The following is a 20902-nucleotide window of genomic DNA, read 5'->3' as shown; positions in this document are numbered from 1 at the left end:
TTCGTTGAAAATGGGATTATTGTCGAAAAGTCTGACGTTAATCCAAACATTCGAAATGGCAAAATCCGAACCTATTTGAGAACCGCGCAACGGCCCCGCCTTATGTGGCGTGCAAAGGCAATCGCGGGGCGGCATGTCTGGGCAGACAAATACTTCGGCGATGCAATAATCGTCTCTGACGAATTCTACGAACAACTTAAGAAAAGCGAAATGGGTAGCTTCACCGCTTTGGAATGTCGAGTGGAGTAGGTCTCTAGATATCTATTGAATTTATTGTGGGGTGGGTATGGCGATAGATCATGGATTTAGTCGAACGATTTCTTCAGATGTAAGAAATTCTCTAGTAGCCAAACTGGAACTTCTAGCTGCCAACAACCCAGATCTTCCAGACAACTTTGTCAGTTCTTTTAATTTGCACCATGCGCTTCCAGTATGGGCTGCTAATAGATCTGCCTTAATAGGCCGAATCTACAAGGGCCGACTCGATGAATTTCAAGTTAAACTAAACAGTTCTGAAAACCTGATTGCACTGTCAAATGACGGTGAGATCGCTGAATTGCTGGGGATGAACCAGCACAAGTCAAACCACCCTGACTTACGTAATGCTGTCGATCGGTTTCTCGTAGATGCAGATAGGCAGTACTTGTTGGATCTTGACGACTTAGATCCAAATGCGCCTGACTACGACGCAAAAATCGGTGAGCTCAATTCAAAATACGAAAAAATAGTAGATAGGCTTTTCTTTCGGCTCAAAGATGGAAACGTCGCCAGGTTTGATATTGATGATTTGAATAGCGGGGCAAAGCCGGAATACGCTATTTATGGCTCTGACAAGTATGTTGATAAGTCCGCGTTAAGTTGGGACGAGCTTCGCGTCAAGCAATTTGAAGAATTGACTTATGACAATCTTACAAACAACGATCCTTGGTTGCAGCTTGACGAAAATGGCGACTTGGTTTTAAGCGATGCAGAGTTCAATGAGATAAAGCAAACTCGCGTTGATGCGGGTCTCTACGACCCGGGAACCACTGGACCAAGTGGCCGAGGATTGACATCATTCGAACGTGCACTTGCAAGAGACGATGACGCCGCGAAGGCTTTCGCCGGCAACTTAAACAGATCGGTCAACGAATTGCTTGTTGCGCAAAACGAGTTTGGCGAATTTGATGCCAGAGTCAGAGCGCTGAAGTTAAATCCAGACTTCATTGATGGCATTTCCAAGGCTGGGCACTCAGCTTCCAAGAAAATTCCAACGCTATTGACGGCGGTTTCAACAGCAGCGATTCTCGCGGCTTCCACGAAAACTGGCTATGCAGCTCAGTATGAGCAAGGCGCGGAAAACACCGAGGAGGCAACAAAGGGTCTGATTTCAGACTTTGCAACCTTCCTAAATTCCATTCGTGCCGAAGACGCTTCAGAACTGCTCTTGAATTTTGTCATCGAAACAGAGCAAAAGGCCCGAGTTGCCATCACGGGTGGTCCTGAAGGTGTAGGATTGGTCGTTGCAGATTTCACACTTTCACTCATTGAAGACTTCATTGAGGTATTCAGGGCGTTTCGAATTCTTTTCGACAAGAACGTTTTTCTTGCAGCAATGGAACCAATTATTGAAGGATTGGCGGAGATCATTGATGACGTTCAAAAACGAATTGAGATTGCTGTAGATGAATTTGATCAAGAATTAGGCAATGATATCCCTGAAGCATTTGTTGCGTCGGGGAACATGATCATTGATCGCGAAACAGGCGAAAACGATGATGGTGGTGCGCAATATATAATCGCCCTCGATAACGCCGAGGTATTAGCGGGAAAAGGCAACGACGTTGTTATTCATTTCGGTTCTGGATATGTCCGGGGGGGGGAAGGCGACGATGTTCTAGTAGGTTGGACGCCCAAATTTGTTAAATCTGGGGAGCTCGTTGACCCTGACAACTCTTTAAGCCCAAGGGCGGATCGAGACCTCTGGCTAACGCTTGACGGAGGCGAAGGTGATGATTGGGTTGTCACCGTTCTCGGAGAAAAAGCCGTCACCATCGGAGGTAATGGTCGCGATTGGATCTTCAATACTTCTGCAGGGGGTGAACTCTATGGAGATACGATCGACGGACAGAGCCCGGACGGTACGGATCTAGAGGCATCTGAAAACGCCGATAACTTCTGGTGGTGGCCGGACACCACTATCATGGATGCCAGGCCGAATGACGTTCTGAAATTCTTCGGCTTTCCGCTGGTTGGCGGTACCAACAATATTCCGATGCTCGCGCTCGGCCCCGCCGCTTTCCTGACGCCGACATTGGGTCTGGCGACTTATCAGAGCCCATTGTTTTTCGACAATTTCATGGTCTTCATGAATTACATCTTCAAGGATGGCGACCTTTATGTGGTCAATCTCTTTGACGGTCTTTTGTCGCTGATCAGTGACGAGTCCTTTGACGAGACGGGGGACGGTATTTCCATCCGCGGTGCGATGCGGGTGCGCGACTATGATTCCGTTGGTTCTTATTGGGGAGCTGCTCTTGCTGCCAATCCGTTTGAAACCGGCGACCTTGGGATGCAGTTCAAACTCGCCAATCCCTATCTGGCTGCTTTGGCAGTTTTGCCGCCGATCCTGGGTGGGTTGAACCAGGTTCTCCCGCTGGTCGACGAGGTCCTCGCGCTTGCTTCAGCTGCAGCACGCGTCGGCAAGATCATTGCCTGGGGATCGGTCGTCGATCCGCTTATATTCGATCTTGATGGAGACGGCATCGAAACGATCGCAATTGAAGATGGTGACGTCTATTTCGACATCGACGGCGATTTCTTTGCTGAAAAGACCGGTTGGCTTTCCGGCGACGACGGCTTCCTTACCCTCGACAAAAACGGCAATGGCCGGGTCGATGATATTACTGAACTCTTCGGCGGTATTGGGCAGTCGGGTTTACAAGATCTGGCCGGCTATGACGATAACGGTGATGGCAAAATCGACGCGACTGATGCCATCTGGTCTGAACTGAAGATCTGGCAGGACGTCAATCAGGATGGCGTCTCCCAGGACGAAGAACTATCCAGTCTTGACGATCTCGGCATCCTTTCGATCTCCCTTGCCGGTACCGACGTCAACTCCGAGACCCCACAGGGCGCCACGTTGTTGACACGGGGGGAATTCACTTGGGCAAGTGGTGGCATCGGCACTGTCTACGACGCGATCTTCGAGTTGAATGACATCGACACGCAATATCGCGGAGAGACCGGTCTGGCGCCGTGGCTTTCGGAACTTGCGATCGATGCCAAGGGCTTCGGCCGCGTAACGGATCTGTCCGTTGCCATGTCCGGCGACTTCGAACTTGGCGAGCTGGTGGCAGAAGCTGCCCAGACCATGACCACGCCGAAACTGAAGACGCTGCGCGAACAGTCCGCAGATGTGCTCGGCAAATGGGCCTTTGTTCAGGAATTGACCCGGGAATTGACACCGGTGCTTCTGGAAGAGGTCGATGGGGTTCAACAACTGGTCGATCGCGGCGTCTACGTTGAAGATGCCGAAGGTGGATATTGGACGCTGGCTTCCGGGCAGGCGGTACTTGACGCGGATGGGGCAGCCATTGATCGTCCCGTGCTGGAAGACGTGCTCGCCCAGGCAGCGTCCACCGGTCAGACGTGGCAACTGGAGCAGGCGTTTTCACCTTCTACTCGCGCTGCCGCACCGGAGCACAGAGATGTCGCGCCTTATCTGGTGGAGCTTGTCGATGGCCGTGCGCTGGTGCTCGATTACGGCATTGAAAACGAAGACGGCAGTTGGCGCCTTGCCAGTGGTGCCGACGTGCTTGACGCGGATGGCGCTGTCATCGCGGCGCCGACACGCGAAGACGTTCAGGCACAGGCGACCGTGGATGGCCAGGAATGGCGCGTCGAGGAGATCGGCTTCAATCCCTACGGTGATATCGATGTTGAGGAAATCGGCATCTATCTGATCGACGGCATCGTGGTGGACTATACCGTTGAAGTGACGGACGCTGACGGATCATTTTATGTCTGGGCGCGCAATCTCGACCGCGCGCTGGAGCTTCAGGATAAATACGGTTCACCGCGTGACTTCAATCTGCGCAGCTACGAGGTCGATTTCGAGACACTAGACGAAGTCGGCTCGACAGATGACAGCACGTATCGCGTCGAACTTCTGACACCGGGTCAGTTCCACTTTGCGACCTCTCTGGTCGGGATCGACTTCCAGCCTCAGATGCTGTCGGCGGACATCGATCACGCGGACGGAACCATTGCCTATTCGGTGAATGACAGCGGCGACGCCAGCCTGTCGGACGAGGCATATGTTTCCGGCATCAAGGGCATGATCGACCTGCTCGATGTCGTCATGAAGGAATACACGATCGTCAGCCGTGCCTTTGCCGTGCGTATGGCGCTTCAGGGTGGCCTCGGCGATTTTGCGCGTGGCATCGAATATGACGTCGATCTTGATGCCTACCGGCCGACGACGGATCGTGAACTGGCGCCGATGTTCGAGGCGATCCTGGAAGGTGCGCCGACCGGTTACGACGAGGCTTATGCCTATCTGCAGGACTGGAATGAGCTGCTTTGGCAGGTCTACCCGGATTACCGGCTTGATGACACCGCCAATCTGATGGGCAATACCGTTGCAATCGACCAGGCATTCATCTTCCAGATGCTGCTCGGGGCTTATGAGAACGTGCCGGTGGATGTCGATCTTCTGGCAGCCATGAATGCGCTTTCCGTCAACGAGGAGCTGCTCAGGACCCACGAAGTTACCGATACCGAGGTAACCGGTACGACCAAGACCGACTTCTTTTACATCTCCGAGGGCGACCAGACTTATTTTGGTGGACGCGGTGCGGATGTCTATTTTGTCGGTAAGGATTTTGGCACGGATTATATTTACGACCAGGATCACGGTGGCACCGACGACTTGCGTTTCTCCCACGTGAAATCGGACGACGTGACGGCGGTGCGTGACGGTCAGGATCTAATCCTGTCCGTAGACGGTACCACGGATGTCCTGCGCATCACGGACCAGTTCCTGGGCGAACTCAATCCCTACCTCACAAACGGCACGCAGATGGAAACCGGCATGACCTCCATCGTCTTTGCCGACGGGGTTATCTGGGACCGGTTCCGTATGGCCATGGAAGTGGCCGATCCACGCGACACAAATGATGTTTATACCGGTTCCGGCGACACCGATGTCCTGTGGGGTGGTAAAGGCAACGACGTTATGCGTGGTGACATTTACATTTATGAGCGCGGCGACGGCCAGGATGTCATTGGTGAAGGTGGCGGTGTCAGTGTTGGGCCGATGCAGGCGGGTATCGATTTCCTGCAGTTTCGCGGTGACATATCGGTGGACGATCTGAAACTGGTTCGAGACGGAGCCAGCGATGACCTGCAGATTTTCCTGCTGGATGAAAACGGTGAGGAGACTGGCGACAGTATCTACATAGAGGGCCAGTTCGGCGGTGTCCGACTGAACCTTGAAATTCTTGGCTTGATCGATCCGAGCCTGGAAATGGACTTTGTCTCGCCGAACATGATCGAGCGCTTCATCTTTGAAGACGGCAATTCTTTGGATTTCGATCAGATCGTTGCGCGAGTGCTGGAAAATGCACGCACCGATGGTGACGACGCAATCTACGGTCTTCTCAATGACAACACACTCGATGGTGGTGCGGGCAACGATTATCTCAGCGCACTGGAAGGTGGCGACACCTATGTCTTTGGCGAGGGCTACGGTCACGATGTCGTTGAGGACAATGATTACAGCATCAAAATTTTTGGCAGTGCCGCGGACAGGCTGCGCTTCCAAGACGACCTGCGCTGGACGGATTTCGACTATCTGCGTGAAGGTCCGTCCGACACGCTGACCCTGCGGATCAAGGGGACCGAAGATCAGATTACGCTGACGGAATTCCTCAAATCCGCTCTGTTCGTCGGTTTCATCAACCTGATCGAAGAGTTTGAATTTGCGGATGGTACGGTCTGGTCGTATCTGAAACTGCTGCAACACTTCATCGATACCGCCAAAACTGTTGGCGACGATACGATCTATGGCTTCCTGACTTCCGACACTCTGGACGGCGGAGCCGGAAACGACCGCCTCGAGGGACTTGAGGGCAACGACACCTACTTGTTTTCGCGCGGTTATGGCCAAGACACGATTTTCGATGCAAGCGGCAGTGACCGGTTGGTTCTTGAAGGCATCGCCACAACCGATGTCACGTTCACGCGGACCGCGCTTGACCTGATCATCACGGTGAATGACACCGGCGATCAGGTTGTTCTTGAAAACCAGTATGTGCGTGCCGACCAACAGGGCAATGCAGTTGAATATCTGGAATTCTCGGATCGCACCCTTCTTTTCTCCGATCTGAATCCGGAAGATCTGGATCTTGTAGGCTCAAGTGCCGACGAGACCATAACCGGCTCAAATTTTGCCGAAGTGCTGGATGGACGCGCAGGTGACGATACGCTGATCGGCGGGGATGGTGGCGATCTCTACAAGTTTGATGTGGGATACGGTAGCGACATAATTGTCGACACCCGCCTGCGTGCCTCCTGGAACGACCGCAAGGGCGTTTCGGTGCCCGTCGATGATACGGTCGAGTTCGGTGACGACATCACGCGGGACAATGTGGTTTTCACGAAGGATGGCAACGACCTGGTGATCACCGTGACCGGACGCACGGACACGCTTCGTATTCGCAACCAGTTCCTCGACATTGCCAATGGCGTGGAGCGTTTTACGTTTCAAAACGGTGACTTGCTGCTCATTTCCGACGTTGAGGAATTGTTGCAGATTGAAGGTGGTAATCACGGCGACAACATAATCGAGGGAGTTCAGGACCAGCCGAACACGCTCGACGGCCGTCAGGGTGACGACACGTTGATCGGCGGCACGGCGGCTGACACCTATGCATTTGGTGCAGATTATGATTTCGACCGGATCGAAGAAAAAGAAGATGAGGACGGCGTCATTGACCGGGTGATCTTCGGATCCACCGTGACCCAGGATGCGCTGATCGTACGGCGGGATGGTGACGATCTTCAGATCGATCTCGGCAACCGCACAGATGTTCTGACCATCGTCAATGGTCTGACCACGACCAAGGTGGAGGAGTTCCACTTTGCAGACGGCACGGTTCTTTCGCTTGACGACCTTCTCGACAGGCTGCTGATCGGGACGGACGGTGACGATCAGCTGCTCGGTTTCGATGACCGCGATGATGTCCTGGCCGGAGGAGCCGGATCGGATGCGATGTCAGGCGGAACCGGCAATGATACCTATAAGTTCGGCTTTGGTGACGGTTCAGACAGCGTCGAAGAGACCGGTGGTACAGACGTCATCGAATTCGGCACAGGTGTCACCCGGGATCAGGTCGCCTTTGCAGACGTCGACGGAGATCTGCTGATCATATTGCGGGAAACCGGCGAACGTCTTGTTGTGCTTGGCGGTGGTGTGAACGCAGCCTCGGCTGCACGGGTGGAAAGCTTTGTCTTTGCCGATGGCGAGACGCTGACCTACTCCGAAGTCATGTCGATCTTGCGGGCGCAAGCAGTCAATACAGGCCAGGACGACATTGATACAACGGACCTGGACAAGACCTTCGACGTCCTGCCTGGCACCGGGTTCGACACGGTCAAGATGTCTGTTGACGCAAAGATCGTCTTCAATCTCGGCGACAATATCGACCGGATCGAACTGCCCGAAGTTCCCGGAGAGGGTGAAATTACCTTCAGTGGCCTTTATTCGACCGACGCCGTCGTCCGGGTGCCGGATCTTGATGGCGAGGATCTGCTGATTACCTTCCCGGAATCCGGAGACCAGGTTCTTCTGGCAGGGGCACAGCTGCGCTCCCAGCTGCCGCTGATCACATTTGGCGACGGCGTCTCATGGACGCGCTCTGACCTGATTGCGCGGTCGATCTCTGACCAGGCGGGCGACGAAGCCGATGTTGTTTTCGGCAGCAGCGGGGCGGATACGATCGAGGGAGGTAAAGGCGACGACGATATCAAAGGCGGAGCGGGTGCCGATACCTATCTGTTTACGCGCGGCGACGGCCGGGATGTGATCGAGGATGAGTCCGGCACGGATGTCCTCAAAATCTTCGGATACGCGCCGGACGAATTGCAGATTATCCGGCCCGTGGCTGGCCGCAATGAATTGCTGCTGACTTTTGCAGGAAGCGACGACGAGATTTATCTGCGCTACGACAATACCCTCAATGGTGTGGATTCCATTGTTTTCAGTGACGGCACGACGCTTACGCGCGACGAACTCTTTGCCAGCACGGTGGGCAAGGGAACCGACTTTAACGACGAAATTACCGGCACGACAGGCAATGACACGATCGAAGGTGGCCGGGGTAACGATCTGCTTGAGGGAGGCAGCGGTGTTGACACCTATGTTTTCCGGCGAGGCGACGGCCGGGATGTGATCGATGAATCCGGCTCGAGTTCCAATCTCAACAAGCTCGTGTTGCTCGATCACGTACCTGCGGACATCAGCGCGCTGCCGGTTGAAGGATCTAGCTATGATGTGGTGCTTCGGCTCGGCAATGGTGATGAAATCGTCTTGGAAAATGCGCTGTCGTCATCGGCGCGTGTTCGACTGATTGAGTTCAGTAATGGTGTCATCTGGACGACAGACGAAATCCGAGAGGCTTCTGAACGTGGAACGGTTCCCACTGGGGTTCACCTGCTAACGGGAACAGACGGAAACGATACGCTTGTGGGCACGGCCGCTGAAGACATTTTCGACGGCAAGGATGGCAGTGACCTTTACATTTACGCGCGTGGCGGTGGAAGGGATCTGGTCCGATCCCAACCTGAATTCGACACGGTGAACACGCTGGAAATCCGTGGCTACAACAAGGCTGATGCCAGGTTCGAAATTGCACCGGAGAGTCTTCATGATCTTGTGATCAGGTTCCCCGATAGCGGCGACCAGATCTATGTCGAAGATGCCTTCTATGACAGCCGGTACTCGTCCAGCGGTGGTGTGTCCACCTACTGGCGAACGGTTCAGACATTCCTGTTTGATGACGGTCCGATGCAATATGAGGACGTCATCGCCTACCTGACTGCTCAGCAAGTCAGCGACGGCGACGACATCGTTTTCGGAACGACGGATAATGACGTCATCGAGGCCGGGACAGGCAACGATGTTATCGATACGCGCGATGACTACGATACGATTGTCTTCCGCCGGGGCGACGGTCAGGACACGATCCTGATTTCCGACTATTCGGACGACGATACGCTTGAGCTCTACGGCTACATTCCCGACGACGTCTCCGTCGGTCGCATCAGTGGCATGGACGGCTATGTGCTGACATTTGCCGGTACGGATGACCGGATAGAAGTGCGCGGCAACTATGATGACGATGACGGCGCCATTGACGAAATCGTCTTTGACGGTGGCACTACATGGTCGCGTTCTTACATTGCCGGACTAATCCCCACGGCGGCTTCAGGCGTGCCAACGACCGGCAATGATGTGTTGCCGAACCTGGATGCAAGCAGTCCATTCAATGGCCTGACCGGGGATGACTTTGTCACCGTCTATGACGATCTGACGATTACCTATAGTGCGGGAGACGGGCAGGATACGATCGGTGAATCCGACTATTACGCCTATACTCTGCAACTGACCGATCTCAATCCGTCGGACGTGCGTCTGCTGGTATCACCGTTCTTGCGGACCGAATATTCACGGTATCGCGACTATTACCTCGAAATTGACGGTACGACTGACGGCATTTGGCTCTTCAACGGCGAAAACACATTGAGCGAAGTCAGTTTCGCTGACGGCACTGTGTGGGGAGCAGCCGAAATACTGGCTGCAATCGAGGAGTTCCCGCAGTCGACGGAAACGGGTGGCCGTATCCAGGTAACCGGTTCCAATTCAACTTACACTTCCACTGAGGCGGATGAGTATTACATTCAGCAATCCGCTGGTGGTGAAGGCGGCGATACGACCTATGTTTACGCTCTTGGCGGTGGTCACGACACGATCGACGAAGTCGAAACGGCCTATGACGAGTCAGAAGACGTCATTGTTCTGAGCGACATTGCCAGCACCTCCTTTGAGGTACGCTATGTCCCGTCGCTTTATCCGTTTCTGTCAGGTGACCTGGTGCTGACATTCGGCAATGCATCCGACAGTGTGCGGATCGTGGGTGGCTACAACCCGATGCCAGGAGAATACGAGGTTGAAACCGGGATCGACCGGGTCACGTTCTCCGACAACGTCTCGCTCACAATGGACGACTTGTCGACGGCGGCCCAGGCAACAGAGGCCGCCCATCCGCGATACCATTCGGGAACGTTCGCTTTCGACAGGGCCAACCAATCGGGCGAGTATTATCTTGAGCTGTCGCCGGGACCGGAACAACCGATCACCCTGGCTGACGTGCTGCCTTCCGAAGTGACCATGATCGAGCAGAATGGCACTGTTGTTCTGGTGATTGCACCGCGTGAACCTGATGGCAGTGATGGCGCGACCATCTGGCTCGGTGAACGAGAAGATCTGCCCTATTTCACAGTTGGCCTGGATGCCGATGGCTCGATCGGCGGCGACATAATCCAGGCGATGATCGACACCGGGGAACCGGCACCGGATGAGTCTCAGTCCCGTGAGCACTATGGTGTGGTCACGCTGACACGTGGCACCGACAGTGGGCCATTCACCCTGATGTCCGATTATACCGAAGTGACGGATCCGGACACGGGCCAGGTAACCTGGGTCGAAACTCCGGCCGAACTCACATTGGACGATGTTCTGGCGTCGGAAATCACGGCTGAAAGCTCCGACTACGGGGTGACGCTTTTCATTGCAGCCCGACAACCCGATGGCAGCGATGCCATGACGGTGTGGATCGATACATATCATTCGGACACTGTGTTTATCGCGCGCCTCGGCGATGGAACGGTGCTCAATATCAATGATCTTATCGTTCCAGTCGAACCGGTTGAAATCGTCGGCACCGATGGTGATGATCACCTGAGCTACCTGTTGGAAAATTCGGGCGGGACAAGTGAAGAACTGGTCTCCTTCGAAGGGGGGCTTGGGAACGACGTCATCAATTCAGCATCGCTCGCTTCGGTCGTTGTGTATTCGCGCGGCGACGGCAATGACCTGATCAAACTTGCAGGCTCCTATGACGGTGGTGCTCAGACAGTCGAGCTGAAGAATATTCTGCCGGAAGACGTCACATTCCTGGCCCATGGCAAGGACATTCTGCTGCGCGTTGCCGAAAGCGCGCCGGGTGCAGGAGACAATGGCATCCTCCGCTTCCTGAATGCCAATACCGGCGTGGAACCCGAGGGTGAGGGCGGCGAGAACTATGCGCTGCAAATCGGTGAGATCCAGTTTGATAACGGCACGGTGTGGGACAGTTCTGCTCTCAAGGCATTGATCGGGGCGCAGTTCGGCACGGATGGCGATGACCGGGTCACACAGACCTTTGGCGCTGAGCGACTGATGCTAGGGCTTGGCGACGATCAGGCCGTTACCTACGACACCAACATGACTTACGTCTACCGGAACGGAGACGGGCATGATGTTTATTCCGACGAAGGTGACACCGAAACCTATGATCGGGATCAGGACATTTTTATCCCGGGCGAGGACGTGGTGGAACTGGTCGGACTGGAACCGTCGGACCTGGAGTTCAGCCGGCTGGGTGAAGACTTTGTCATCACCATCAAGGCAGACGCCGACCGCGGAATTCAGGAAGGCTCGATAACTGTAGTCGAAGCTTTCGCCTATTCCGGCAACAGGTCCCGCAATGTCGAAACACTGCGTTTTGATGATGGAACCGAACTTTCAGTCGAGACCATCGTCGCTGATCTGGTTGCCGGTCAGGCGACTGACGGTGACGATGTCATTACAGGTACCCACCAGGTCGATGTTCTTTCTGGAGGTGCAGGCGATGATATCCTGATCGGTCAGCGCGGTGGTGATACATATCTTTGGGCGCGGGGAGACGGCAACGACGAAATCGGTGATTTTGAACGTGAAACCTCGTCAAATGATGCTGACACGCTGCAACTGACCGGTGTTCTGCCGGGGAATGTAACCTATCAAAAGACATCACGTGGATTGTTGGTTCGAATCTCGGACAGCGTGGACGGGGCAGGGGACGGTGGCACTCTTCTGCTGATAGGCCAGTTCACGCAAGACGCCGACGAAGGTGAAGGCATCGAGCAAATTGTCTTCGGCGACGGATCCCACAAGACCTTGGCCGAAATCTCCAATGAACTGCTGGCCTCGGCTGCAACGATCTTTGATGACCGGCTGGTGGGAACGGCAGCAGACGAAACGCTGGAAGGTGGTCTTGGAGACGATGTGTTGCTCGGCGGTGAAGGGGATGACCGATACGTCTATACCCGCGGTGACGGCAACGATCGGATTTATGACGAAGAGTATCGCGGCCATTCCTATCTGGAACTGCATGGTATCGACCCCGCCGATGTGGTGTTGCAGGGTGGATTTGAGGATGATCTTGAAATCATCATTGCAGAGTCTGCTTCCGGAGCCGGAGATGAAGGCCGTATCACTGTGCGCAGGGGCGCAGACAGCTACGGTCGATATGGTGTCGAGAAAATCGTCTTTGACGACGGTACCGAATGGCTGCGAGATGATTTCAATACTCTGATTGAAGGCAATCAGGCGACACAGGGCAACGATCTGCTTGACGGCACGAGCGGAGATGATGTCCTGGCTGGTCTCGGCGGCAATGATCTGCTGCGTGGCGGTGACGGAAATGACATCTATCGTTACACGCGCGGCGACGGCGCCGACACGATTCAAGATGGTGGCCGCGATGCTGCTGACAGTCTCGAAATCACCGGATATGCCGAGAGCGAGTTGACCTTCGACCGGCGCGGTTATGACGGTCTGGATCTTGTCATCCGCCTCGCAGACACGGGCGACGAGATTACAATCCTCAATGGTCTGGATCAGGGCAGTGACGACCAGATCGAAAGCATTGTGCTGACCGACGATGGAACCAGCTTCACACTTAAAGATATTCGGACACAGCTTCTGGAAAACGTCGCAACGGACGGTGATGACATCATCGTCGGAACGGATGGCGACGATATTCTGTCCGGTGGAAGCGGCAACGACATTCTCGCCGGCGGAGATGGCGACGACACCTATCTCTATGCAGCGGGCGACGGTGATGACCGAATTTCTGACGCGGGTGTCGGAGCCGATGATAACATACTGCGATTGACCGATTACACTGTGGATGATGTCGCCTTTGCGGTTCGGGCCGGACCGGAAAGTCTCGATCTGGTACTTCGTCTTTCAGGGGAGCGGGATCGGTTGGTGCTGGAAGATGCCCTGGCATCGAACAGCGACCGCGGTGTCGATGAAATTCACTTTGCCGACGGTACCGTGTGGACACGGGACGACATGCGCGCGCGTGCTCTTGACGACATCGATACTGCGGGCAACGACAATGTCTACGGTTTCGACACTGATGATGCCTTTACCTCTCAGAGCGGTGACGACTTCCTTTCCGGCGGCGGCGGCTCAGACAGCTACGTGTTTGCCCGTGGCAGTGGCAACGACACGATCGAAGACGCGTCGAACGGCAATGGTGAAACCGATACGGTCACTTTCCTGAACTTCGTGTCTTCCGAAGTCTCAGTCGAACGCCTCTTCAAAGGCAGTGAGACCATTGTCTTCCGCTTTGCCACGTCAGATGAAGACACGTTGACTGTTGTGGATGCACTGGCTGACGATGGTCGGGGGATCGAAACCTATACCTTCTCCGACAATGTCAGCTGGACCCGGGAGACGATCGAGACCCTTCTTGACAACAATGTTCCGGTCGCAGTCGATGATGGTTATTTCACCGCGACTTCCGGCGAAAGCGTGACGATCCTTGCGGCAACCCTGCTGCGCAACGATTTCGACGCCGATCTGGATGACCTGTCAATCATTGCTGTTGACGGTGGAGATAACGGGGTCGCCGAGCTGAATGCCGACGGCAACATCGTCTTTACGGCGGCTGCTGATTTCAATGGTCCGACCCGGTTCTCCTACAAGATTTCCGATGGACGCAACGGCATTGCAGAGGCCTATGTCGACCTGCGCGTGCGCCCGGTTGCCGAAGCGCGCAACGACGAAGGCTTCACGGTCGAGGAAGACAGTTCTCTTACGATCCGTACCGAGCGCCTCTTGTCCAATGATGCCGATGGCGACCGGATGATCGTCTCGCAGGTCTTTGGCGCCGAAAACGGCTCTGTCAGCCTGTCGAGCAACGGTGAAATTCTGTTCACGCCGGATGAAAACTTCAACGGTATGACAAGCTTCACCTATGTGGCCAATACGCCAGAAGGCGGTCGGGCGGAAGCAGAAGTTCTGATCGAGGTGACAGCCGTCAACGATGCACCAACCGTCGTCGACGATACGGTGGAAGGCACGCTGGAAGACGTAGCCTTCCAGATTGAGAGCCGTACACTGCTTGCCAATGATTTTGACATTGATGGCGACACTCTGACCCTTCAGTCCGTTGCATCAAACGGGACAGTCGTGGTCGAGCTGACCGATGACGGTTACATCCTGGTCACGCCGCGTGCCTATTTCTTCGGCGATGCCTATTTCGACTACACGGTTGCTGATGCGTCGGGTGCGATGGCGACCGGACGGGTTAATTTCCACGTCGAGGCAGTCAACAACGATCCCGAGCCGCATGATGACCTTTTCGATACCTATCAGGGTGGGCCGATCCTTGAGGACAATCCGGTTGTCATCAATATCGCCGATTTGCTTGCCAATGATATCGAGCGTGACGGCGATACGCTGACAGTAACAGAGATCAAGAATGTCATCGGTGGTTCGGCGACACTTCTGGACAATGGCACGGTCCTGTTTGAACCATCCTCGAACTTCAACGGCGATGCCGGTTTCGATTACGTTGTCGACGATGGCCAAGGCGGGGTCGCAGAAGCGCGCGCAACCATACAATACGACCCGGTCAATGACCGGCCGGTGGCGCGCAATGACCACTATTCCAGCAACAGCCTGGCCTTCTTGAGCGGGCTGGAGGATACGCCGATCGAAATTCCGATCAGCGAGCTTCTGAAGAATGACTACGATATCGAAGGTCTCACGCTGACTTTCGAGAGCTTTAACGATGCCATCAACGGCGATGTCGTCCTGACCGATCACGGCACACTTATCTTTACACCCGATCAGGATTTCTGGGGTGAAGCCACGTTCAGCTATCTCGTGTCGGATCCGGAAGGCGCGGTGGATGATGCCGAGGTGACGCTGTGGTTTGAAAATGTCGGGGATGCTCCTCCCGACGCGCAGAATGACGTTATCCAAGTCTATGAAGACGTTCCATATGTTATTCCGATCTCGGTGCTGCTCGGTAACGACACGGATATTGATCGTGATCCGATCGAATTCGTTTCCTGGCGCGGCCTTACTTTCGCCGAGGAATTTCTACTCGGATCGCTGAACGGTACGATCACGTACACGGATGAAGGCGATCTACTGTTCACACCAGACCTGAATGCCGACGAGTCTTCAGGTTTCTTCTACACCGTGACGGACAATCGGGATGGCTCGACCGAGGCCTTTGTCGATATTCAGATCATTCCCGTTAATGACGAGCCGACGGCGGTCAATGACGAAGGATATGTCACGCCGCTGGACGTGCCACTGGTGCTGCGCGTATCCGAACTGATGGCAAATGACTTTGATGTCGATGATGAACCGGTTGCCTTTGCCGGTGTGGCATCGGTTTCAAGCGGTACCTTTGAAATTGTAGAGACGAGTGGCGAAACTTTCATCGTTGTGCGGTTCGACGAAGGTTTCTCGGGCGACGTAACGGTTGAATACCTGATCGAGGATGCGGAAGGCGTCACCGACAGCGGATATGTGAGTGCGACCGTTGACAGCAGTTATTTCGGTGTTCTTGAAGGCACCGATGCGGTCGACTGGCTGGAAGGCACGAACCTTACCGAAACCATACGCGGGCTCGACAGTGCGGATGTGATCAAGGCACTTGGAGGCAACGACACGATTGAAGCCGGTGCGGGAGACGACGACATCGACGCCGGCGCGGGTAACGACTGGATTGATGGTGGCGATGGTGCAGATACCATTACCGGCGGCGAGGGTTTCGACACGGTTGACTTCGCCGGTTCGAATACCGGTGTGCGTGCCGATCTCGGGTCACGTGTCGGCCAGGGTGGTTTTGCCCAGGGGGACACCTATGTCGGCATAGAGGCATTTGCCGGTACCGAATATATCGATCGCCTGTACGGTGATGACGCAGCAAATACGCTCGATGGACGCGGTGGCAACGATTTGTTGGATGGCCGGGCTGGCTCAGACGTTCTGATCGGGGCGGCCGGCGACGACCTGCTCACCGGTGGTGCCGGCGCCGATACGCTCGATGGTGGCGAGGACAATGATACCGCCGATTATTCGACTTCAACGCAGGCAGTCTCCGTTTCGCTAACGGCGGGAACCGCCAGTGGCGGAGATGCGGAAGGGGACACGTTGATTTCGATCGAGAACCTCATCGGTTCCGATCTTGCGGACACCCTTGAAGGTGATGACGGTGCCAACATTCTGTCTGGCGGCCGGGGCGACGATATACTTGTCGGCGGTGGCGGCAACGATACCCTGATCGGCGGTCGGGGGGCGGATTCCCTGACTGGCGGCGAAGGCATCGACATTGCCGATTACACGCTCTCCGACAGCGGTGTGACGATCGACATGGCCAATGGCGCTGCCGGCGGCGGGGATGCGCTTGGAGATACGTTCTCGTCCATAGAGATTGTCCAGGGTTCCTATCACGACGACGATATCAGCGGCGACGAAACTGATAATATCATCCGTGGTGGCCGGGGCGCAGATGTGATTGACGGCCGTGGCGGTTTTGATACTGCCGACTACAGCCGTGCCGATGAAGGTGTCTCGGTGAACCTGGCGCTTGGTCAGGGGCTTGCCGGCGAAGCCCTAGGTGACACGCTGACCGGTATCGAAAAACTGGTCGGGTCCGATTATGCCGATACGTTTGTCGGGTCGGACGGTGACGATACCTTTGACGGCGGTTTCGCTGATGACAACCTGACCGGTGGACTGGGGTCGGACAGCTACATCTTCGGTTTTGACAGCGGGAACGATACGGTCACGGAAATCGGGGATGTTGCGGATGTTGACCGTGTAATCCTGGGTTCGGCAATCGCACCGAAAGATATTTCACTGGTTCGCCAGGGTGACAGTCTGCTGATTGAGCTGGAACATGACGACGGTCTTCTGATCGACACAATGCTGATCACGGACCACTTCCTCGGCCGAGAAACCGGGATTGAGGAGATCGAGTTTGAGGACGGCACGGTTTGGAACCGGGATACGATCGACGACCTGCAGCGGATCGGACGCTTCAACGCCGTGGACGACGTCTATCTGCTTGGCGTTGAAGACGAAATTGTACTGATTGATCCGGCGACATTGATTGCCAATGATGCGGAAGAGGGAATTGAACAGCTTCAGATCGTTTCGGTTCAAAATGCCGTAAATGGTACGGTTGAACTACGTCCGGACGGTACCATCGCGTTCCTGGGAGCTCAGGATTTCAATGGCGATGCATTTTTCGAATATACGGTTCGCGACGAATTCGGCCGGGAGTCGACGGCAGAGGTGGAAGTCAATCTATCGCCGGTCAACGATGCTCCGACAGGTGCAGATGATGGTGTTTTCCAGGGACAGGAAGACACAATCCTGCGGATACCATTCTCGGTGCTGCTCGACAATGATTTCGACATTGACGGCGACACGCTGACCATTGTCGATGTCGGGCCGCTCTATGATGAAAACGGCGATCCGCTCTATTCATCCGGATTCTGGCCGGCAACCAACGGACGCGCCGACGTCGTCAACGGTTATGTAGAGTTCGAGCCGCTGACCGATTATTTCGGCTTTGCGGGTTTCACTTACACTTTGGCGGATCCGGACGGTGCTACCTCGACGGCTTCGGTCGAGCTTTATATCAATCCCGTCAATGACGCTCCGCGCAGCGGTTCGGACGGCCGCACAATCCGGATGGATACGACAACCGTTCTGACCGTCGACAGCCTGCTGGCCAATGACTACGACCTGGAAGGGGATGCTTTCACGTTCCAGGGCATCCATTCGCCCGTCAATGGCACGGTAGTACTCGACGAGGCCACCGGTGAGATATCCTTCACACCGGATGCGCTCGGAGAAGCGAGCTTCAGCTACGACCTTATCGATGAGCGCGGTGCGGCCTCGACAATCGTGGTTACGCTTGACGTCATTCCGCTGAATGATCCACCAACCGCACGAGATGACGGCGGGTTCGAGACACTGGAAGATACGGTCCTGGTCATTGACCCGGCTGATCTCCTGGCCAATGACACCGACCCGAATGGTGACGTTCTGACCATCACGGGACTGCAAAGGTTTCCGCTCAACGGCGCGGTGGCGGTCACCGATGACGGCATGATCGCCTTCACGCCGCGCAGCGACTATAATGGTGAAGCTGGTTTCACCTATCTGATCAGCGATGGCCGTGGCGGTTTCGACGAGGCCTTTGTCTCCATTACGGTTCTGCCGGACAATGACGCAGCGATCCTCAATGACGACATCGTGTCGGCCCTGGAGGATCTGCCGATCTACGTGCTGGCTGCGGAGGCCTTCGGCAATGACGTTGAACCGGACGGGGACGTACTGTTCTTTGAGAGCGTTTCCGTCCTCGGCGTTCTGGAAACCGACTTCCTGACCGGTCCTTCCGACGTTGCTGCAAAACTTTCCGACGGCCAGAACCTGCCGGCATGGCTGTCCTTCGATGCCGCAACGCTGACATTCAGCGGCAATATGCCGATGGATCTGACCGAACCGGTCGAAGTCGTCCTGACCTTCTCGCATGCAGAAAGCGGAACCGAGATCCAGCGCGGCGTGACATTCTCGGTTGCCGATGCTGATGCGCTTGCAGACGGTGTGTCGTTGCTCGACACCTATGGCAGCTTTACCGAGCGGGCGCCGTTTGCAGAAGGCCACGAATTCACTGTCGACAATATTGATACGGACACGGCGGTGACGGCGACCCTTACTGATGGCAGTGCCTTGCCGGGCTGGCTGGTGTTCGATGCCGCGACGTTGACCTTTACCGGCACACCGCCGGTGGATGCGACCGATCCCGTCGAAGTGAAATTGACTTTTGCTTACACCGATCCGGACGATGCGACCGTGTCGATGTTTGAAGACAGTCTGGTCGTCGACCCGACGGACACCGATGCGCTCGATACGGGCGTCGCATATGATAGCGGCATCGCTCTCTTCGATCTGAATGGGGGTGGTTTTTCGGCAGAACTGGCCAGCGGTCGGGCGTTGCCCGCCTGGCTCGATTTCGACGCTGAAACAATGACGCTGACAAAGACAGCTATTCCACCGGCGGATGGCGAGGATCCGGCGCGCGTTCGCATTGTCTATTCGCCAGATGCTCAACCTCTGCCGGACGGCACATATGCTTCCAGCGAAGGTGGATTTGCCCTGGAATTCGTTATTGATCCGGTTGCTCCGATCGATCCGGCCATCAATGCACTCCTGGCCAATCAGGATTATTTTGCAGCTCAGGGGCTGTTCGCGCTTGACCTGGGGCGCGCCACCACCGTGACCGCAGCCAGGGAAAACCTCAACGATCTGCCTGATTGGCTCGAATTCGATGTCGGTGACCTCAGCTTCGACGGTCTGCCGCCAGCTGAATACATTGGCGCATTGCCGGTTCGCATTGATGTCGGCGGCGATGGTGATGTGTTGCCGGACATGTCGATCGTCACAGACCTCATTGTCGACAAGACGTTCAAGGTCACAAACCTGGATGGTATCGATGCGTCTTCCGGTTCGGAACGGATCGACATCACCACACCGGAAGATTTCAACGGTGCGCTTGCGATCACCTATCACGCCACCGATGAGAAGGGAGCAGTTTCCGAAGAGCCGGGCATAATCGTGATCAACGTGTTGCCAATGCCGGAGATCCCCGATCCGGAAGCAGATGTGTTGGAAGCCGTTGAAGATGAAACGCTGACCTTTGCGCTGGCAGATCTCCTGGCCAACGACCGTGATGATGACGGCGACCCGTTCCGTGCCATCGAGATTGGTGAGCCTGCCCATGGTAGCCTGACGGTCAATCTGTCTACCGTGAAAATCGATCCGCCGGCGGATATGGGGGCGCCTGACGGAGCAACCTACTCGGCAACGCTGGCCGACGGATCGGAACTGCCTGCCTGGGTGAGCGTTGATGCGGCTACCGGTCGTCTCACTGCCACCGTGCCGCTGAACATTGCAGCAACGCTGGTCTTCCTGATCACGGCTACCAATGGAACCGATACGGTTTCCGCAGAAGTCTCGCAGGATCTCGATGGCAATGACGGCGTTACGCTCACCTACGAACCCGACCCGGCCTATTCCGGCGAGGACGGGTTCACATATACGATCACGGACGATCTGCAAGGCGCCGCGACGGGTAATGTCACTATCAACGTCGCCCCGGTCAATGACCCACCGGTAGCTGTTCTCGATGTCATCGACGGTCTTGAGGATACGCCACTGGTTATCGATCCGGCGACCCTTCTTGCCAATGACTATGATGTCGACGGTGATGCTTTGAACCTTGTTGACGTCATCAACGCGGTCAATGGCACAGTGACCTTCGAAAATGGCCAGATCCTGTTCACGCCGGATGCCAATTTCGACGGGCTCGCCGGGTTTGACTATGTCGTTTCCGATGGAACGGACGGCACTGCGACAGGTCATGTGAATGTCAATGTGGTTTCCACGAACCAGCGACCGGTAGCTGCGCTCGACCAGTTCGACGCGACCGAAGACACACCCCTGACG

2 protein-coding genes are annotated in these 20902 nt (G+C 55.4%); both read left to right on the top strand.

Annotated features, from left to right (window positions below; genetic code table 11):
* A partial coding sequence (locus tag K5905_RS06070) for a DUF1629 domain-containing protein (protein WP_367186914.1) occupies positions 1-249 on the top strand: 249 nt, incomplete at its 5' end.
* A 679-nt stretch (positions 250-928) separates the two neighbouring features.
* Positions 929-20902: tandem-95 repeat protein (locus K5905_RS06065; protein WP_297581381.1), on the top strand; the 19974-nt coding region annotated here is incomplete at its 3' end.

The organism is Roseibium sp. (genome assembly GCF_025698965.1).
Lineage (GTDB): Bacteria > Pseudomonadota > Alphaproteobacteria > Rhizobiales > Stappiaceae > Roseibium.
This window is presented reverse-complemented; position numbering and strand designations above follow the sequence as displayed.